This window comes from Janthinobacterium sp. SUN026 (genome assembly GCF_030397625.1).
Lineage (GTDB): Bacteria > Pseudomonadota > Gammaproteobacteria > Burkholderiales > Burkholderiaceae_D > Janthinobacterium > Janthinobacterium kumbetense.
The window spans coordinates 109,289-128,551 of the sequence record NZ_JAPQNU010000008.1 but is presented as its reverse complement, the minus strand read 5'-3'; the positions used below and the strand labels follow the sequence as shown (position 1 = coordinate 128,551).

At 65.7% G+C, this 19,263-nt stretch carries 15 protein-coding genes; 4 read left to right on the top strand and 11 right to left on the bottom strand.

The window, feature by feature from the left end; translation table 11 throughout:
- Positions 1–39 precede the first annotated feature (39 nt).
- From OX459_RS26125 to OX459_RS26100, 6 genes are all read right to left on the bottom strand, one after another.
- Entirely contained in the window at positions 40–1,383 is a 1,344-nt protein-coding gene (locus tag OX459_RS26125) for an MBL fold metallo-hydrolase (RefSeq protein ID WP_289907165.1), read from the bottom strand.
- 66 nt (positions 1,384–1,449) lie between these two features.
- Positions 1,450–2,424 carry a porphobilinogen synthase gene (gene hemB, locus OX459_RS26120; RefSeq protein WP_289907164.1) on the bottom strand — a complete coding sequence of 325 codons (975 nt, stop codon included), beginning with the start codon at positions 2,422–2,424 and terminating at the stop codon, positions 1,450–1,452.
- A 113-nt stretch (positions 2,425–2,537) separates the two neighbouring features.
- The gene (locus OX459_RS26115) at positions 2,538–3,440 is read right to left on the bottom strand and encodes a DUF535 family protein (protein ID WP_289907163.1); all 903 of its coding nucleotides are present in this window, start codon (positions 3,438–3,440) and stop codon (positions 2,538–2,540) included.
- A 166-nt stretch (positions 3,441–3,606) separates the two neighbouring features.
- On the bottom strand, positions 3,607–4,959 hold the full coding sequence (locus tag OX459_RS26110) for a HAMP domain-containing sensor histidine kinase (RefSeq protein ID WP_289907162.1): 1,353 nt from the start codon (positions 4,957–4,959) through the stop codon (positions 3,607–3,609).
- Positions 4,952–5,638, bottom strand: a complete 687-nt coding sequence (locus OX459_RS26105; protein ID WP_034785794.1) for a winged helix-turn-helix domain-containing protein — start codon at positions 5,636–5,638, stop codon at positions 4,952–4,954. The genes OX459_RS26110 and OX459_RS26105 overlap by 8 nt, the downstream gene beginning before the upstream one ends.
- Before the next feature lie 91 nt (positions 5,639–5,729).
- Entirely contained in the window at positions 5,730–6,119 is a 390-nt protein-coding gene (locus OX459_RS26100) for a hypothetical protein (protein WP_289907161.1), read from the bottom strand.
- Between the two features lie 245 nt (positions 6,120–6,364).
- On the opposite strand from OX459_RS26100, the gene OX459_RS26095 reads away from it, so the two are divergent.
- From OX459_RS26095 to OX459_RS26080, 4 genes are all read left to right on the top strand, one after another.
- Positions 6,365–7,135 carry a DUF481 domain-containing protein gene (locus tag OX459_RS26095; RefSeq protein WP_289897710.1) on the top strand — a complete coding sequence of 257 codons (771 nt, stop codon included), beginning with the start codon at positions 6,365–6,367 and terminating at the stop codon, positions 7,133–7,135.
- A gap of 13 nt (positions 7,136–7,148) precedes the next feature.
- On the top strand, positions 7,149–9,023 hold the full coding sequence (locus OX459_RS26090; RefSeq protein WP_289907160.1) for an alpha/beta hydrolase: 1,875 nt from the start codon (positions 7,149–7,151) through the stop codon (positions 9,021–9,023).
- 118 nt (positions 9,024–9,141) lie between these two features.
- Positions 9,142–9,915, top strand: coding sequence for a hypothetical protein (locus OX459_RS26085; RefSeq protein ID WP_289907159.1), 774 nt, complete (start codon positions 9,142–9,144; stop codon positions 9,913–9,915).
- A 6-nt stretch (positions 9,916–9,921) separates the two neighbouring features.
- Positions 9,922–10,563: an RES domain-containing protein gene (locus tag OX459_RS26080; RefSeq protein WP_289907158.1), complete on the top strand. Its 642-nt coding sequence runs from the start codon at positions 9,922–9,924 to the stop codon at positions 10,561–10,563.
- A gap of 10 nt (positions 10,564–10,573) precedes the next feature.
- On the opposite strand, the gene OX459_RS26075 is transcribed toward OX459_RS26080, so the two are convergent.
- The 5 genes from OX459_RS26075 to OX459_RS26055 all read right to left on the bottom strand — a co-directional run bounded on the left by OX459_RS26075 (position 10,574) and on the right by OX459_RS26055 (position 19,244).
- Entirely contained in the window at positions 10,574–11,569 is a 996-nt protein-coding gene (locus OX459_RS26075) for an HD domain-containing phosphohydrolase (protein WP_289897706.1), read from the bottom strand.
- 13 nt (positions 11,570–11,582) lie between these two features.
- The gene (locus OX459_RS26070) at positions 11,583–15,290 is read right to left on the bottom strand and encodes a PAS domain S-box protein (protein ID WP_289907157.1); all 3,708 of its coding nucleotides are present in this window, start codon (positions 15,288–15,290) and stop codon (positions 11,583–11,585) included.
- A 359-nt stretch (positions 15,291–15,649) separates the two neighbouring features.
- Positions 15,650–16,306: a hypothetical protein gene (locus OX459_RS26065; protein WP_289907156.1), complete on the bottom strand. Its 657-nt coding sequence runs from the start codon at positions 16,304–16,306 to the stop codon at positions 15,650–15,652.
- Positions 16,303–16,671, bottom strand: coding sequence for a hypothetical protein (locus OX459_RS26060; RefSeq protein WP_099667770.1), 369 nt, complete (start codon positions 16,669–16,671; stop codon positions 16,303–16,305). The genes OX459_RS26065 and OX459_RS26060 overlap by 4 nt, the downstream gene beginning before the upstream one ends.
- A gap of 74 nt (positions 16,672–16,745) precedes the next feature.
- A complete protein-coding gene (locus OX459_RS26055) occupies positions 16,746–19,244 on the bottom strand; it encodes a TonB-dependent receptor (RefSeq protein ID WP_289907155.1) in 2,499 nt (832 codons plus the stop codon).
- Positions 19,245–19,263 lie beyond the last annotated feature (19 nt).

Below are 19,263 nucleotides of genomic sequence, written 5' to 3'. Positions count from 1 at the left end.
GGGATTAATCGTTTATCTTACCCTGTCGCGCGATTTTCTTCAGCGGGCCAGCAAGCGCTTGAGCTGCGCCGCCTGATAGGCGCCGATGGCGTCGTTGAACAGGCAACGGATCAAGGGATCGTCGACGGTGTCGGCTTCCACCAGTTCGGCGCGCGTAGCTTCGTCGAAAGGACCATCGTTGATGCGCATGTACATCGACGTCAGCGATTCACCGAGCACCAGCGCCGCGTGGCATTTCACCAGCGGCACTTGCGTCGTCCAGCCCGGCGCCTCGCCCGTGTCCGGCACGAGGTCGATCAAGTCGCCATGCGTGCGGTAATGCAGGATGGTGGCCGCGCCGTCATGGCCGTACAGCGCCAGGCGCCACACGCGCGGGGCCTGGAAATAACTGTCCTCGGGCAGCTCCATGTCGCGGTAGCGTTCGAGCAAGCCGCGATGGCAGAAGTCCAGCACCAGCGCCGTGTCGGCATCGTTCAAGGGCGCGAAACGGCGGGCGATGTCCGCCGTGGCGGGCGCAAGCGCCTCCGGGCGGTAGTCGAAATCCACGTCCTGCGGCCCCACGGGAATGACCCAGGGCAGCGGCGCGGCCGGCGCCATGCCCTGCGCGTCGAGCAGCACGGCCGTCGATGGATCGAGGCGGAAGATGTGCGTCTCGGGCAGCGCGGCGCCCATTTCATCGGCAAAGCGGCGGTAGGTAATCGGGAACATCGCATGGTTGTACCAGGACCAGTCTTCCTGCACGAACTGGCAAGAGCTGGGCACGAGGTAACGGGGCGCCAGGGCGCGCAGCTGCGGCACCCAGTCGTCGGGAAGTTCCACCGGCCCCCGCGCCGCCTGCGACGGTGCGATGACGGCGATCTCGCGCATGGTCTGGAATGGCCACAGCACCATGTCCCAGGGCGCGAAGGCGGCCAGCTGCGCCAGTGTTTCGGGGCCGATCCAGGAATCGACGACGTTGAGCACATTCAAGCCAGCTGCGCGCACCTGGAACAGCGAGTCGACATCGTCATCCAGCGCGCGGCGCGGGATCACCTCGATGCTGCCCACCTGCACGGGCACGTCCACGTGCAGCTTCTCTACTTGCGTGAAATCGAGCGCGCGCAGCATCGCGAACAGTTCGTCGAAGACGCAGTACAGGTAGATGGGCGTGGCGCGGTCCAGCGCATCGAGGCTGTCGAGCGAGCAGTGGTCGTCGTGGAAGTGCGAGATGAAGACGGCATCCCAGCGCAGCCGGCGCACGGCGTCCAGGTCGAAGCGCACGGGCGGAAACGCGTGGCAGTTGCGGCTGAACGGGTTTTCGACGATGGGGTCGAAGGCGATGGCCGTGCCTTCGCATTCGAGGACATAGCCGGCGTGCAGGATGCGGGAGATTTTCAGGGGCATAAGCAAATTCAGGTTGGGCAGCGCGCCATGATAGCTGAAAAGGCGGCCGCCCTGCCCCGTGTTTACTTAGTACGGATTATTCAGCACATCCATCGCGAAATACGTAAAGATCATGTCCGCGCCCGCGCGCTTGATGGCGCCCAGGGTTTCCTGCACCACGCGGCGCTCGTCAATGGCGCCCGCCTGCGCGGCGAACTTGATCATCGCGTACTCGCCGCTGACCTGGTAGGCGCCGATCGGCAAACGCGTCGCTTCGCGCAGGTCGCGGATGATGTCCAGGTAGGCGCCGGCCGGTTTCACCATCAGCGCGTCGGCGCCTTCGGCTTCGTCGATCAGCGATTCGCGCACCGCTTCGCGGCGGTTCATCGGGTCCATCTGGTAGGTCTTGCGGTCGCCCTTCAGGGTGCTGCCGGCCGCGTCGCGGAACGGGCCATACAGGCCGGAGGCGAACTTGGTGGAATACGCCATCACGGGCGTGTCGTGGAAACCGGCCGCGTCGAGCGCGCCGCGGATGGCCGCTACCTGGCCATCCATGGCCGCCGACGGGGCGATGATGTCGGCTCCCGCCTGGGCGGCGATGACGGCCTGCTTGCCCAGGTTGAGCACCGTGCTGTCATTGTCGACCGTGTCGCCATGCAGGATGCCGCAATGGCCGTGGTCCGTGTATTCGCAGAAGCAGGTGTCGGACATGACCACCATTTCCGGCACGGCGTCCTTGATGATGCGCGACATGCGCGCCACCAGGCCGTCCGGGTTCAGAGTGTCCGTGCCGTGGCTGTCCTTGTGGTGCGAAATGCCGAAGGTCATGACGGAGCGCAGGCCGGCGCGCGCATAGCGCTCGACTTCCTGCGCCAGCTTCGCTTCGGGAATGCGGCGCACGCCGGGCATGGACTTGATGTCGATGAATTCGCTGCTGCCTTCGTCGACGAAGATCGGCAGGACCAGGTCGCGCGGATTGATCTCGGTTTCGCGGAACAGCTCGCGCAGTTGCGGGGTCGCGCGCAAGCGGCGCATGCGCGAAGTGGGGAATTGTGCTGGCATGGGATGACTGGCTTCAGGTTAACAACGCCAGCAAGTATACGCCGATCGCGCCGATTACGCCGGGCTGCCCGGCAAAAAAAGCCGCGCAGGTCAAGAAACCCCGCCCTGCGCCGTCATTGCGCGTGCAGCAGGGCCGCCACTTGCCAGCGCATGTCGGCCGCCAGCTGCACCAGCATGGCGCCGCGGCGGCGCGCATCGGCGCGCTTTTTCGACGGCACCAGCTCCAGCTCCGGCATCCGGCAAGGGCCGCAAGGCAGGCGGTAATTGCCGTCGCTGGTGGGCAACGCATGCAGTTCCTGCCACGCCAGGTCGTAGTCGCAGGAGATATGGCGGCGCCGGCGCCAGTTCAGCGCGATGCGGTTGACGTTGCTGACCAGGTCCAGGTGGCCGCAGCCGAAAAAGTCGCCCAGGTCGCGCAAGGCGGCCACCATCAGGTTTTTCGGCCGGCAGCCGTGCAGCGCCCGCGTGGCCTCCTTCACCGCCTGCGCGCCGGCGGGCGAGCGCAAGCCCTGCAAGGCGCCCAGCTGGATGACGGCGCCGCCAGGCTGGGGCCGGAACAGGAAACTGGCCAGGTACAACGGCACGCCGTCGCGCGTCAGGCGCAGGCACAGCTCCCCTTCGCGGTGGCTGTCATGGATGGCCGTCAGCTGCAAGCGATAGCTGGCGCCGTCCTTGCCTTCGATGGTGGCCAGCACCAGCGCGCGCCGCGCCGCGTACTCCACCAGCGGCCGCGCGCCCGCCTGCCACAGGAAACGGTAATGCCCGCACAGCAGGTCCACCCTCGCCGCGCAGCCCAGCTGGCGGCTGGCGTAGGGACGATATATCTTGTAGCGCAGGCTGGGATGGGCTTGCGCCAGCGCCGCCAGGCCCGGCGTCGCGGCGATGACCGCTTGCCAGCGCGCGCGCTGCAGGGGGAACACGAGCGCGCCCAGCGCCGCCTTGATCCGGTGGCCATGCTGGCGCAGTGGCGCCGGTTGCGGCGCGGCGTTGTCGCCGGTGGCGGTAAATGTATGCATGAAACGGCTCTACTGAACGGGACGCGGCGACGGCCGCAGGCAGCCCGGCACGGGCCGCTGCGCGCACGCAGCCGCTCTACGCGGGGTAGAACGGATGATAGGGGGAGGCGAAAATGAAGGGGGTTACAAGTTGGTAATGTGCGGATATGCCACGGGCACTGGCAAGCTAGCGCAGCAGCCGCAAGCGCAGGCGCAGGCCCGGCGCCGCATCCTCGATATCCAGGCTGCCGCCATGCAGGGCCGCGATGGCCGCCACGATGGACAGGCCCAGGCCATTGCCGGGCAAATGTCGGCTCTTGTCGAGCCGGTAAAAGCGCTGCGTCAGCTTCGGCAATTCTTCCGTCGGCACGCCGGGGCCGTTGTCGCGCACGGCCAGCCAGCAGCCCCGTTCATCGCTGCCGGCCGACACTTCCACCGTGGCGCCCGGGCCCGCGTACTTGATGGCGTTGTCGACCAGGCTGGCCAGGGCGCTGCCCAGCAGATTGCGGTCGCCGCGCGCCGGCACAGCCTCGCCATACATCTGCACCAGCAGCACGCCCTGCTCGTCGGCCGTGGCTTCGTACATTTCCACGATGTCGGCGCCGATCTGCTGCAAGTCGATGTCGTCGAAATTCTCGGGACGCATGCCCGATTCGGCCGCCGCGATCTGCAGCAGCTTGTCGAACACGCGCGTCAGGTCGTCGATGTCGTCGATGGCCGCCTGCGCCGCACTCTCGTAGCCGGCCACGTCCTGCTGCTGGCGCAAGGCGCCATCGAGCTTGTTGCGGATGCGCGCCAGCGGCGTGCGCAAGTCGTGCGCGATGGCGTTCGACACGTGGCGCACGCCTTCCATCAAATGTTCGATGCGGTCGAGCATGCGGTTGATGTCGCGGCTCAGCAAGCCGAATTCATCCTCGCTGGAGACGGGAATGCGCCGGCTCAGGTCGCCCGCCTCGATTTCCCCTGCCGTGCGGCGGATCTGCCCGATGCGCGCCTCGAGCTGGCGGCGGAACAGCCACGCGCCCGCCACCACCAGCAGGATGGCCACCCCGCCGCCATAGGCCAGCGAGCGCAGCACCAGGGTGCGGATCGACTTGCCCTCTTCCATGTCGCGCCCGACGAACAGGCGCGCGCCGCCCTCCAGGTCGCGGATCAGCATGCGCGCGGGCACCCGGCGTCCTTCCCGCGTGACGTCGCGGTGCAGCAAGCGGCCCACGGGGCTGCCCACGTCGGGCCAGGACGACAGATTGCCCGCCACGCGGCGGCCGTCGGCGCCCACCAGCAGGAAGATTTCCGTGTCGCTGTCGGTGCGGTCGGTCAGCAAATGGGCGATTTCCGCCGTCGTGCGGCTGGCGTCGTCCTGCTGGTACAGGGCGGCGAGGCGCTCCGAGAGCAGGGTCAGCTTGCGGTCCACGCTGCGATCGAGCACGCCGATGGTGCCGAAATAGAAGACGGCGCAGACGATGCTGATCGAGACGACCACCAGCACGCCATAGCCGAGCGCCAGGCGGGCCGCGATCGAGCGGTGCCAGTTACGCACTGTCGATCACGCCCAGGGTGTAGCCGACGCCGCGCACCGTGTGGATCAGCGGTGGCGAAAATTCCTTGTCCACCTTGGTGCGCAAGCGGCTCACCTGCACGTCGATGACGTTGGTCTGCGGGTCGAAATGGTAGTCCCACACGGCTTCGAGCAGCATGGCGCGCGTGACGGACTGGCCCTGGTGGCGCATCAGATATTCGAGCAAACGGAATTCGCGCGGCTGCAGGGCGATTTGCCGGTTGGCGCGCGTCACGCGCATGGTGCGCATGTCGAGCACCAGGTCGGCCACCTGCAGCTGCGTCGATTCGGGCACGGGCGCGGCGCGCCGCAGCAGCGCCTCGATGCGCGCCAGCAGTTCGGCGATGGCGAACGGTTTCGACAAATAATCGTCGCCGCCGCTGCGCAAGCCGCGCACGCGCTCGTCGACGCTGGACAGGGCCGACAGCACCAGCACGGGCGTGTTGCGGCCCATGCCGCGCAGGCGCGCGACGATGGCCAGGCCGTCGATCTCGCCGGGCAGCAGGCGGTCGAGCACCAGCGCATCCCAGTCTTCGCCGCAGGCCAGGCGCATGCCGTCGATGCCATTGTCGCAGGCGGTGACGTCGTGGCCAGCCTCGCGCAGGCCGGCACAGATATAGCGGGAAGTTTCAGCTTCGTCTTCGATGACCAGGCAGCGCACGGGAATTCCTTGTAAAGAGCGGGACAGCAAACATGCGCAGCATACGCCAGGCGCGCGCCACTTGCCAGCCCCGCCGGGCGGTGTTCCCCTGCTAGTTACATTTTCCGCGCAGTTTGGCGATCGCCACGAAGGGCAAGGCATATACGCCGCCGATGGCGAGCGGGCCGATGCCGGTGGGCTGGCGCTTCAAGCCATCGGCGTGCAGGCAGTCTGGCACCTTCGCTTCGGCAAAGGCGGCGGCAAACTGCTCATATTTTCTGTCGGCGCGTATCGTCACCTGCTGCATGGCCGGCTGCGGCAGAGAGTCGCGCACCTGCGCCTCTTCCGCCAGCACGGCGCGCACGGCATCGCGTATCATCTTTTGCGTCAGTTGCGGTGCCGGCCCAGGACCCTGTACCGGCGCCGCTTCGGGCGCCTGCGCGCCCGCTGGCGCCGCACCGCACAGCCATATCAGAGTAACAAGCTTGCGTGCCATTTTCATCGTCATCATCCATGCATGCCAGGTTTGCAATATTTCTCATAATATAGCAGCATTCATGCGCGCCGCCGCGTGCGGCGAACGATGGCAGGGTCGGGTACAATACAGCCTCGACAATTTTTGGCCGCGCCCGCGCGCGCATGTGCGCAGGTTTATCGGCGCCTCCCGGCTTGCCGCGGCCTGCATAGCCACCACTGCCATTAACGAACAGCAGGCACGCCCGGCGCGCGCCACAGACAAATACAGCCATGAAACCGACCCACTCTCTCGCACTGGCGCTGGCCATCACCTGCGGCAGCGCCGCCGCCGCAGACACCAAGCAAAGCATGCTGTTCGATGAAATCCCCATCGGCAGCTGGAGCACTTCCGCCGAACTGGGCGCCATCACCACCTCGGGCAACACGGTCGGCACCTCCGTCACGGGCAAGATCGACGCGCGCCAGGAGCTCGATGACTGGAGCAACCAGTACATCTTCAGCGGCTACTTCAAGGAAGACGAAACGACGAACGACGACGGCGAGAAAGTGCGCGAACGCTCGGCGGAACGCTTTTCCGCCTCCGCCAAGGCCGCCTACAAGCTGATGGCCGACCATGAAAAACTGTTCGTGCTGGCCTCGCACGTGAACGACAAGTTCGGCGCCTACACCAAGTACTCGACCCTGGCCGTCGGTCATGGCTCGCGCTGGTACCAGTCGAGCGACAAAAGCGTCGACGTGGAAATCGGTCCTGGCTATTTCAGCGGCACCAACGACGCGGGCGAATCGGAACACGGCCTGACGGTGCGCGGCGCGGCCGCCATGAAGTGGAAGATCAGCCAGTCGGCCATGTTTACGCAAACGATCAGCGTGGAACGGGGCACCTCGAACACCCACTCGATCGCCGAGACGGCCCTCAGCACGAAAATCAACGGCACCATGCAGATGAAGGCCGCCTTCAGCGCCCGCAACGACACGCGCGTACCGGACGACAAGAAGAACACGGATACGCAAACGTCGCTGACCCTGGTCTACTCGTTCTAGGCGCGGACTGGCCATGCTGATGCGGCGTCTGCGCGTATGCGCCCTCCTGTGCGCCGCGGCGCTCCTGAGCGGCTGCGCCGCCGTCACCGTCAGCGCGATCTCGCCGGCCGACTACCTGCAGCAGCGGCGCGGCGACATCCTCACCACGGGAAAATTGAGCGCCGCGGCCAGCGAGGTGCTGCGCATCATCGGCAGCGACATCGCCGCCTGCGAAGCCAATACGGGCAGCTGCCGCGCCGACCTGGCCCGCTCCGAGCTGCTCAGCGACGAGCAGCGCCTGGCGACCCTGTCCGAATTGTGGCTGGAAAGCGCGCTGGCGGAAGAAAAACAGGGCGGCCACGCCAGCGCCGAACTGCTGGCCGCCTGGCTCGAATCGGCCCGCTACGCGTATGCCTACCTGTTCTACACGACGCGCACGCCGGGCCAGCGCGCCTTCGAGGAACGCCAGACGCAGATCCGCGACTACTATAACTATGCCGTGCAAAAAGCCGTCGGCAACCTGTTCCGCCACCGCGGCGAATACCGGCCCGACGGCCATGTGATCCGCGTCGCCGGCTGGCAGATCGACAGCGAATTGTCGGCCCTGCGCCTGCCCGAGGACGGCACCTTGCCCGAAGAACTGCTGCCGGCCACCTCGCTGTCGTTTTCCGGCCTGCGCAATGTGTACCGGCGCGACGGCTTCGGCGCCGACCTGGTGGCCGTCATGCCCAAGCCCCAGGCGTCGAAAGGCGACTATGTACCCTACCAGGAAACCCGCTTCCCCGTCGTCACGGCGCTGATCCGCTTCGACGGCAACAGCCTGCAGGAAGTGCTGGCGACGCAGCAGTTGCTGGTGATGCTGGTCGACCCGACGCGCAACGAATCGACGCGCATGGCGGGCCAGGAACTGCCGGTGGCCGCCAATTTCACGGCCGGCTATGGCTTGTGGCTGGCCCGTTCCGGCTTCGGCGTGCAGGCGCTGCGCACCCTGTTCGGCCGCGCCGACGGCATTTCGCGCCCGCAGGTGCACCTGATGCAGCCCTACGACCCGAACAAGCGCACCATCGTCATGCTGCACGGCCTGGCCAGCAGCCCGGAAGCGTGGATCAACGTGGCGAATGAGCTGATGGGCGACGAGCAGCTGCGCCGCCGCTACCAGATCTGGCAAGTATACTACCCGAGCAATGCACCGCTGGCGGCCAACAACGCCGCCATCCGCCAGGCGCTTGCCGCCACCCTGGCGCAGTTCGACCCGGCTGGCAAGGCGGACGCCGCCAACGACATGGTCTTGATCGGCCACAGCATGGGCGGCGTGCTGGCGCGCCTGATGGTGTCCGACGCCAGCAACACCCTGCTCGACGCCATCACGGAAGAATACAATTTGAAGGGCAAGAAGGCGGAAAAAGTGCGCGCGGGCCTGGCGCCCTACCTGAATTTCACGGCCATGCCGCAGGTGAACCGCGCCATCTTCATCGCCGCGCCGCACCGCGGCACCTCGTTCGCCAACCACAAGGTGGCGCGCTGGATCGCCAACCTCGTCACCTTGCCCATCACCATGCTCGACCAGTTGTCCGACGCGGCCGGCAGCCTGGCGCAGCTCGACACGGGCAGCAGCGAGCCGCTGCGCATCCCCAACAGCATCGATAACCTCAGCGACAAGGACCCGTTCGTGCGCCTGGTGGCCGACCTGCCCATCAACCCGAAAGTGCGCTATTACTCCATCATGGGCAACGACACGCCGGACCTGCCGCTGGCCGAATCGAGCGACGGCGTGGTGCCCTACGCCAGCGCCCACCTCGACGGCGCGCAGTCGGAAAAAGTCATCCCGTCCTGGCACAGCGTACAGGAAAGCCCGCAGGCGATCCTGGAGATACGGCGGATTTTGCGGCTGCCGGACAGCTTGCCATAAGGCATCGCAGGTCGAATGCGCGGAGCAGCACCCTGCGCAATCCCACCTACCCGGCCTGCCTGCCTCCAGCCCTTGCTCATCAGCATCGCCACGGCGCCGTTCAAGAGGCAAGAAAGCAATGACCATGACCGCGCGGCCGCATATCCAGCTGCCTGATGCGGGAAAAGTGCGCTGCTCGCTTGATAAAGTTGCGAAACATGATAATCTTGTGAGTGAGATGTCAGCCGCATTTATCCGAGGAGTGAACATGACAGCACATCTGACTCACAGCACCCTGGCGCCCGACCTACAGGAATGGACAGATAGGGACTTGCGGGCAGTGGAACAATTCTCGCAGTTGGTGGGTGCGCAACTCGACATGCTGGCGCACGGTCCCGAGCGCGAGCGCCTGATCGACCTGGCCACACGCGCGCTCAATGCGGCGCGCGCCTCGCTGGTCGCCACGCCGCCATCGATCCTGCTGCAACTTCCTGCATCAAAACTCAAGGTTTCAGAAGTCATTGGCCAGGGATGGGTGGAACTGTCGCAAGCGTCGCTGTATCGCGCCGTGGAAAGCCAGCGGTTTTATTGCGTGACGCCCAAGGGACGCAGTATCGGCAAGGAGTTTCCGGCTTGGCAATTTGTGCAGCCCGTGCCGGAATTGATCGCGCCCGTGCTGGCCATCCTGGCCGGCCAGCCAAGCAGTGAAATCCATGCTTTCTGGATCAGCAGCGCAGACGAACTCAACGAACTTTCGCCAGCAGAGATGCTTGCAGGCAAATCGTTTGAAACGCGGCCCGCAGTGCATCCCAGCCAGCAGACGCTGCTGGATCTGCCGGCCAGCGAGAGATTACGCAAGGTCATGGCATCGGCAAAGTGGCAGCATAGGGGGATGGCTGACATCATAGGCTAGTCCCGCATGACGTCTGAACTGCAAGAAACACCAATTCCGCCAGACATGGCCGCACGCCTGCCGGCATTGGCATCGCTGCGCACTGAATTATTGAGCAATATCATCATCCTTCAGGCCGGCCAGGCCCTCGTGCGCGCGGCGTGGAACACGGCATCCATCTGGCCGGCGAAGGTTGAACGTACCTACCGCTTCGGTCCGCCCGCCGAGCTGGCCAATGCGCACGGCTTCCCCTATCACTGGGTATATATTGCGGACGATGCCTACACGGCAGCCTGGGAAGCCCAGCTTTGCCGTAACGATGCCACGCGCCCGGGCACCTTTTACATCGCGCACAACGCGCAACAAGCGCTGATCGCGACGCTGTCATTCAGCGTGCCACTGCGGCTGCTCGATCTGACGGGCCTGGCCGCCAGCCGGCTGGGCATCTATGACCAATTGCGCAGCCCCGATCACGGCTGGTGCCAATGGCTGGGCTGGCAGCTGGATCGGATCATTGCGCAGGAAGCCGGCGCGATTCACGGTTTCATGTATCCATCGCGCCACATGAGCAAGCTGGGCAGCGACATGGCGTGCCAACACGTGCGATTCGGCGACACCGCGGCCTGTGCACGCCTGCTTGCCGATCGCCTGCGCGTGGATCCGCCCTGACCTGCCTCCCCTACGCCGGCTCGCGCCACTTGTCCTTGATTTCCAGCATGGCCGGCAGCTGTTCGATGAACAGCGCCAGCAGCTGCGGGTCGAAGTGCGTGCCGCTGTCGCGCTGCATGGTGGCGATGGCTTCGTCGACCGTCCAGGCGCGCTTGTACGGGCGTTCGCTGGTAAGGGCGTCGAAGACGTCGGCGATGGCGACGATGCGGCCTTCGTGGGGGATTTCCTCGCCCTTCAAGCCTTGCGGATAGCCGCTGCCGTCCCATTTTTCGTGGTGCGTCAAGGCGATGGTGCGCGCCATTTTCAACAGGCCGCCCGCGTGCTCGCCGATGATGGCCGCGCCGATTTCCGCGTGGCTGCGCATGACTTTCCATTCGTCCGCATCGAGCTTGCCCGGTTTTTGCAGGATGGCGTCGGGGATGCCGATCTTGCCCACGTCGTGCATAGGCGCCGCGTTGAGCAAGTCTTCCGCCCTGCCCGCGCTGTAGCCGGCCGCCAGCGCCAGCTGGCGCGCATAATAGCTCATGCGGATGACGTGCATGCCCGTCTCGTTGTCCTTGTACTCGGCCGCCTGGCCCAGGGTCTGGATCACCTGCAGGCGCGAGCGGCGCAATTCCTCGGCGTCCACCAGCGACAGATGCGTGCGCACGCGGGCGCGCACGATGGGCGGGCTGACGGGTTTCGTGATGTAGTCGACGGCGCCCGCGTCGAAGCCGTCCGCCTCGTCCTTCACGTCGCACAGGGCCGTCACAAAAATGACGGGGATGGACGCGGTGGCCGGCATGGCCTTCAGCTGGCGGCACACCTCATAGCCCGTCATGGCGGGCATCATGATGTCGAGCAGGATCAGTTCGACAGGATTGTTCTGCGCCAGTTCCAGCGCCTTCTCGCCATCCTTGGCATACAGCAGGCGGTAATCGTCCTGCAAAATCTGGCGCAGCACCTGCAGATTCGTCGCTTCATCGTCGACCAGCAGCAGGATCGGTTTGTCTTCGTGTAAGGTCATCGTTAGCCCAATATCAGGAAAGGTCGGCAGGCGTTGGCGCTTCCAGCCACGCCAGCAGCTGGCGCAGCACGCCCGCGGCACGCGCAAATTCAAAGTCGTCGATGGCGCTGGCCAGCGCCTGCAGGCGCGGCTGCTGGCCGTGCGGCGCCAGCATGGCGGCGATCTGCGCCATCAAGGCATCGTCCAGCTGCCCGCCTTCCAAGCTGGCAATGGCTTGCCGCAGCAAGGCGCCAGCGGCGGCTGCATCGAGGGGCGCGCTGGCGGCCGGCGCCTGCATGGCCACGGCCGGCATGCCCGCCTCTTCCAGCTCGCCGGCCAGCGCCATGAAGGCGGCCGCCAGCTGCACCAGCAATTCGGTCACCGGCAACTGGCGCGCAATCGCTTGTTCGATGCGCCCCAGCAGGCTTTCGACCTGCACCAGGCACAGGTTGCCCGCCGCGCCCTTGATACGGTGCAGCAGGTGGCCGGCCACGCTGCTGCCGCCCCGTTCCAGTTCCGCCGCCAGCATGGCGGCGCAGTCGCCATTGGCCTGCACGAAGCGCGCGATGGCGCGCTGCAGGGCTTCGCGTCCACCCCACAGGGCGATGCCGCGCTGCCAGTCCACCTGGCCGGCAGCGGCGCGCGCCGCCGCACCGGCCGCCGGCGGCGGCATGGCCACGGCGATATCGAGCAGGCGGGCGATTTCCGCCGTCAGCTTGTGCATTTCCAGCGGCTTCGAGGCGAAACCGTTCATGCCGGCCGTCTGCGCGGCGCGCCGGTCCTGTTCCAACACGCTGGCCGTCAGGGCGATGATGGGCGTCGCCTTCAAGCCCTGCTCGCGCTCGTGCACGCGGATCAGGCGCGTCGCTTCCAGGCCATCCATGCGCGGCATCTGCACGTCCATCAGGACGATGTCGAAGCTGCCCTTGCCGAATTCGCGCACGGCGCTCTCGCCATCGCTGGCGGCGATCACCTGGTGGCCGGCCGCGCCCAGGCTGATCAGGAGCAGCTCCACGTTCTGCGGCACGTCGTCGGCCGCCAGGATGCGCAGCGGCGGCAAGGCCACCACGGGCTGCTCGCTGCGGCGCGCCACGGCCTTGCCCGGCGCCAGCGGCAACAGCACGTGGAACACGCTGCCCACGCCCAGAGTGCTTTCCACCGTGATGGTGCCTTTCATCAGCTCGACGAGCTGCAGCGAAATCGTCGTGCCCAGGCCCGTGCCGCCAAAGCGCCGGCTCATCGAGGAATCGGCTTGCGTGAACGGCGCGAAGATCTTGTCCAGGCGGTCGGCGGGAATGCCGATGCCCGTGTCGTGCACGGCGATATGCACCTGCTCGCCCTGCATGCCGACGGCCACGCGCACATGGCCCACTTCCGTGAACTTGACGGCGTTGCCGATCAAATTCGTCAGCACCTGCTGCACCCGGCGCGCGTCGCCCAGGAAGAACTGGCCCATGCCCGGGTCGATGTCGACATGCAGCACCAGGTCGCGCGCATGCGCCGTGATGCGCAGCGACGCGGCCACGTGGTCGACCAGGTCCGGCAGCGAAAAGTCCACCAGTTCCAGCTCGGTGGCGCCTTTTTCCAGCTTGGCCGTGTCGAGGATGTCGTTGAGCAGTTCAAGCAGGGAACGGGCCGACTGGCGCACCGTGCCCAGGTGGCGGCGCTGCAGGCTGTCCAGGGCGGTCCCCAGCAGCACTTCCGTAAAGCCGATGATGGCGTTCATCGGCGTGCGGATTTCATGGCTCATGTTGGCCAGGAAGCTGGTCTTCGATTCGGCGGCCAGCTCGGCGCGGTCTTTGGCCGCGCGCAGGTTTTCCTGCATGGCGCGCCGTTCGCTCACGTCGGTGGCCAGCTTGACCACCTTGAACGGCTTGCCGTCCGTATTGAAGATCGGGTTGTACGACGCCTGTATCCACACTTCCCGGCCATCCTTGCCGATGCGCTTGTACTCGCCCGTGTTGAATTCACCCTGCGCCAGGTGCTGCCAGAACGCGATGTAGTCGGGCGAGGTCACATAGCCCGGCTCGCAGAAGATGCTGTGGTGCAAGCCCAGCACGTCGTCGGACCGGTAGCCGATCAGGTCGAGGAAGTTCTCGTTGGCCGCCAGGATGCGCCCCTGCAGGTCGAATTCCGCGACGGCCGTCGCGCGCGAGATGGCCGTCACCTTGCCTTCGTACTCGGCGTTGCGCAATTCGCTTTCCGTGATGTCGAGGATGACGCCGTCGATCCAGCGCACCACGCCGTCGTTGTCAAGCACGGGGCCGCTGCTTTCGCGCACCCAGCGTTCGCGCCCGTCGCGGTGGATCAGGCGGTAGACGTTCTCGAAGTCGCGCTTTTCGCCGGCCGCCTGCACGCAGGTGTCGTTGACGCGCTGGCGGTCGTCCGGGTGCACGAGGTCGAACAGCCTGACGCGGCCCTCGACGAAGTCCTGCGGCATCCAGCCCGTCAGGTTGAAGACGGCGTCGCTGATGAAGATCATCTTCCATTCGGGCGCAAAGCTGCAGTGGAAGGACACGCCGGGGATATTGCGGATCAGGGTGCGGTACTGGCGCTCGCTGTCCTTGAGCGCCTGCTCCATGCTGCGCGACGAGCGCATGTCCGTGACAAACGCAACGAACAGGGGTTGGCCCGGCGTGTCGATCTTGCCGATCGCCACGCGCATGGGCAGCACGGCGCCATCCTTGTGGCAGCCATCGAGCTCGCGTCCGCTGTCGAGGATGCGCGAGGCGCCCGTTTCCAGGTAGTCGCGCAGATAACCCTCGTACTCGGCCGCGTCGGACGGCTGCAGCAGCACGCTGGCGTCGCGCCCCACGATCTCCGCTTCGCGCCAGCCGAACAGGCTTTCCGCGGCGGGATTGAAGGAGCGCACCTTGCCCTGGCCATCGATGGTGATCAAGCCGTCGGCCGCCGTATCGACGATGGCGCGCAGGCGCGATTCGCTGGCGCTCGCATGACGCAGCAGCTGGCGGTAGCGCAGCAAGCCGTTCGCGGCGGCGACAAACACCGTCAGGGTGACGGTGATCAGGGCCACGGCCAAGGCCACGAACGAAGCTTGCACCGTGATCGTGTTGTCGCCTGCCGTGGGGGTGCCGGAAAAGCGCGCCGCCAGCATGCCCGTGTAATGCATGCCGGAAATGGCCAAGCCCATGACGGCACTGCTGACCAGCAAGGACGCCAGGGGACTCATGCGCAAACGCATGGCGCTCAGGCCGAAGCGTATCCACAGCGCCAGCATGGCCATGACGACGGCCACCACCAGCGACAAGGCAAACAGCCAGGGCTGGTAATGCAGGGTCAGCGACGTCTGCATGGCGGCCATGCCGCTGTAATGCATGGAGCCGATGCCCACGCCGACGAGCACGCCGCCCACCACCAGCTGGCGCCAGTTGATGCTCGGGCGCGCCAGCATGTGCAGCGCCACCCACGATGCCGCCACGCCGGGCAGCATGGAGAGCAGGGTCAGGCTGGGGTCGAAGGAGACACGCGTGCAGATGTCGAAAGCCAGCATGCCGATGAAGTGCATCGACCAGATGCCGCCGCCGAGCGCGATGGCGCCCGTGATGATGGCCGTCTGGCGCTGGAAGCCGCGCTCGCTGCTGCGCGCCATGCCGGCGATCTGCAAGGCCATGAACGAGGCAAAGATGGCGATCCCGATGGAAAACAGCACCAGCCAGGCGTTGTGCGTGCCGTAGATGTACTGCATGGTATCGGTCGATACGGCAAAGATGGAACTAAACATACTGTCGTGGCATAAGGTGAGTGAAACGTGACGTCGCAAAACATGACGGCGCACCGCGCGCGCCGGCGCCACGCTTTTTACTAAAGCGGCAACACAGCGGAAATGACAACGGTAGCAGTCGACCAGGGCAAGGCTCGGTCATCACGCCCGCGCCTGCCGCGCGGGGGAAAGGTGCTTTTTACAGAGTGAAAAAGCGGAATGCGTACGAACTCTGGCGCGGATGGCTGGCCGCCAGCGTGACGATGATTTTTTAAAGAGCCATGAGTATAGTTGCTTTGCGAACATATTCATAGGACTTCAGCAATACTATAGCAAGAAACACAATATTCTGAGGTCGCGATGCGACAGCACTCGCCCGTTCAGGCTGGCGGCCACAGCGCGCGTATGGCGGAAGAGGCCTGATAGGTCGCACCGGCGCGCTCGGTCACAGGGATACCGGCCAGTGTACAGCGGCGGCCCAGCTCGTCCTTGATCTGCCGCAACGACCAGCGCTGCGGCACGGGCAGATCCATGCCCACCACGCGGATCAGCGGGCAATCGTCGAGGGTCGTGTGCAGCAGCAGCTCCACGCGCGCCATCGGCGGCCCGCCGCGGTAGACATCCACCGCGCCCGCGTAGGTGACCACCTCCAGCGCGCGCATCTGCTGCGGCGCCAGTTGCAGCACCTTGTCATGGCCGGGCAAGCCCCGCGCCAGCCGGCGCAGCAACACGCCCGCATCATTGATCTCGACATGAAAAGACAGATCGGGGCCCGGCAGAAAAAGCACGCCGACGATCCAGGCGGTCAGCGCCGGCAGGCCCAGCAGCACCGCCTCGCCCGCATACGGCACGTCGCGCCAGACGGCTTGCACGATGAAGGCAAGGATCAGCACGCAGCCGCCCAGCAGCACGCTGCGCCACAGCACGGGGCGCATATTGGCCATCATCGCCGCATGGCAGCTGGCATCGTCGGCCGGCGCAAAGCGTACCCATTCGGCGCGCGCCGGCTTGCAAGGCCTGGCGGGAATACCGCTCAAGCGTTCTGCGCCAGCATGCCGCGGAACCATGCCAGTTGCTCGCGCGTCAGGTAATTGGCGCCATCGCCATGCAGCAGGACGATCTCGATCTCGGGAGGAATCGAGGCGAGCAGTTGCGCGCCCGTAACGGGAATCTTGGGAAAATTGATGCCGGCCAGGAAGGCGGGATCTTCCGCCACCGTCACGCAGCGGCGCTCGGGATTCGGCGACGGCACGAGGAACAGGTCGATCTGCTCGCTTTGCCCGCCGATGACGACGTGCAATTGCGCGGCCAGCAGTTCGGGCAGGATCAGCTCGATGTTATTCTCGGCGCGCGATTGCTGGAAAGCGCTTTTCAGGGGCGTGAGGAGAGGAATGGCGGTCATGGCAAAGTGGAAAGATAAAGACGGCGGCAGTGTAGCAGAGGCGCCCGGACGGGCGCGCTCCGCTGGCGCAACGGCTACATCTTGTAGTTCAACGAGACAAGTACGCTGCGCGGCGCGCCGTAGCGCGCCAGCCCGCCGGACCAGGAATAGCCGAGCGCCTGGTAGTAGCGGCGATCGAGCACGTTGTCGATGCTCGCGCGCAGCTGCAGCTGCTCGCTGATCCGATAGCCGGCCGTCAGCCCGACGATGGCGTACCCGCCCTGCTGCGTCAGGTAAGCCTTGTCGCGGCGGTCGATCTTGTCCTGCGCATACACGGAGGCGCCCAGGTTCCAGCGCGCCAGGCTGCCGCTCAGCTGCACGTTCGTGTACAGCTTGAACAATTGCTTCGGCTCGTCCGTGGCGATGCGCTGACCGATGTTCGCGGCCACGCTGTCCTTCGTGTACTTGGCCAGCACATGGGTGTAACCACCCGAGATCTGCCAGCCAGGCAATGGCGAGCCCGACAATTGCAAGTCGACGCCTTCGCTCTGCACCTGCCCCGCCGCGCGGGCGCAATAGATGGGACCGCCCGTGGGGCAATTGACTTCATCGGTCATGGCGCGGTTGTTTTGCTTGATGCGGAACAAGGCGCCGCTGGCATTGAGCCTGCCGCCAAAATATTCGCCCTTGACGCCCACTTCCAGGTTGGTGCCGCTCAACGGCGGCAAGCCATTGCCTTTGACATCGAGCACGCTTTGCGGCTGGAATATCTGCGTGCCGCTCGCATACACGGAGTGATGCGGGTCCAGGTCGTAGACGAGGCCCGCGTACGGCGTGAATTTCGCGTTTTCCGTCAGGTCGCGGCGCCACGTCGGATTGGTGGCATACCAGCCCGTGACATCCTGCGCATACCAGCCGAAGCGCCCGCCCAGCACCAGGCGCAGCGGATCGGCCAGGCTGAAGTTGCCGGCCGCATACAGCCCCTTCTCGTCCGTCTTGCGGCCCCAGTTGTAGGGCTCGAACGGCGCGCCGTTCATGCGGTAGGCGCGCGGATTCCAGTGACGGATGTCGATCACGCGCGTTCCCGCGCCTTCCCAGCTCTGGGCCGCGTCCGAATCGTCGTGGCGGTAGCTGGCGCCGACGATGACGTCATGCTGGCGGCCGAACCAGGTGACAGGGCCGCTCAAGCGCCAGTCCGCCACCACTTGCTCCGTGTTGTACTTCCAGCCTGTTTCCGACTGTTCCAGCAAAAACGTTTCGCCAGCGACGCGGCCGTTGGTGGTATTGCGCGTGCTCGACGAGGCGTCGATATGCGTGATGGCGAAGCGGCTGCGCCAGCCCTTCTCCAGCTTCGTCTCCAGGTCGGCGAAGACGACGTTGTTGTCGCGCTTCTGGAAGGAATCGGCATTGTTCAGGAAAGTCGAGCGGGGCAAGTCCATGTGGCGGCCATCGGGCAAGGTCGGCAAGCCGACGAACACGCCGTCAGTGCGGCTGTGCTGGCGCGAAAAGCCGATGCCGGCCGTGGTCGATGGCGTCAGATCCGCCTCGACGATCGCATACACGGTGCTGTTCTTGTTGTTGACCACGTCGACGAAGCTGTCGCTGTCGCGCAGACTGGCCGCCACGCGCCCGCGCACGCTGCCCGATTCGTTCAGGGCATTGCTGGCGTCCACCGTCAATTGCCGGTCCTTCCAGCTGCCCAGGTGAATGGATGCGTCCAGCAAGGGCGTGGCCGTGGGACGCTTGCGTATCATGTTGATGCTGCCCGACGGCGCGCCTGCCCCTTCCATCAGGCCGGTGGCGCCGCGCACCACTTCCACGCGGTCGTACATCAGCATGTCGGCGGAGACGTTGCGCTCATTGAAATCCGTCACGTCCAGCGGCAAGCCATCGACATTGATGTGGCTCAAGGCGAAGCCGCGCGCAAAATACCTGGTTTCCTGGTCGGACACGCCCTGCGTCTTGCCATACAGGCCGGGCGTGGCGCGCGCCACGTCCTGCAGGGTGGTCAGATCGAAATCTTCCATTTGCTGGCGCGAAATGACGCTGACCGTTTGCGGCGTGTGGCGCTGCGACAGGTTCAAGCCCGTCGCCGTCGACAGATTGCGCGAGGTATACAAGCCCGTGCCTTCCGTGGCGCCGTCCGCCTCGGCGCTGACGACCACGGCGGGCATGCTGGCCAGGCCGCCATCGGCCGTATTGGTATTGATCTTGCGCAACAGATAATTGCCGTTGCCACCGTCCGTCACCTCCAGGCCGCTGCCTTGCAGCAATTGTTGAAGGCCGGCGGCAACGCCATGACGCCCCTGCAAGCCCGGCGTCGCCAGGCCGTCGAGCGCCACGCCCTGGGTGGACAGGTTCACGCCGGCGGCGATGGCGAACGATGCCAAGGCGCTGCGCAGGCTGCCGGCGGGAATGCTGTAATCGCGCACGCTTGCGGACGAGGTGGCTTCAGCGGCCAGCGCTGTCTGCGGCAAGCCGGCGCCAGCCGCGCCCACGGCCAGCAGCAAGACCAGTGCGGCGCGCACGGCGCCCGTGGTGGGATGGAGCGCGAGCGGCGTCCACGGGGAAAATAAGCGGTGCTGCACAGCCATGTAAAACCCTTTCGATGGT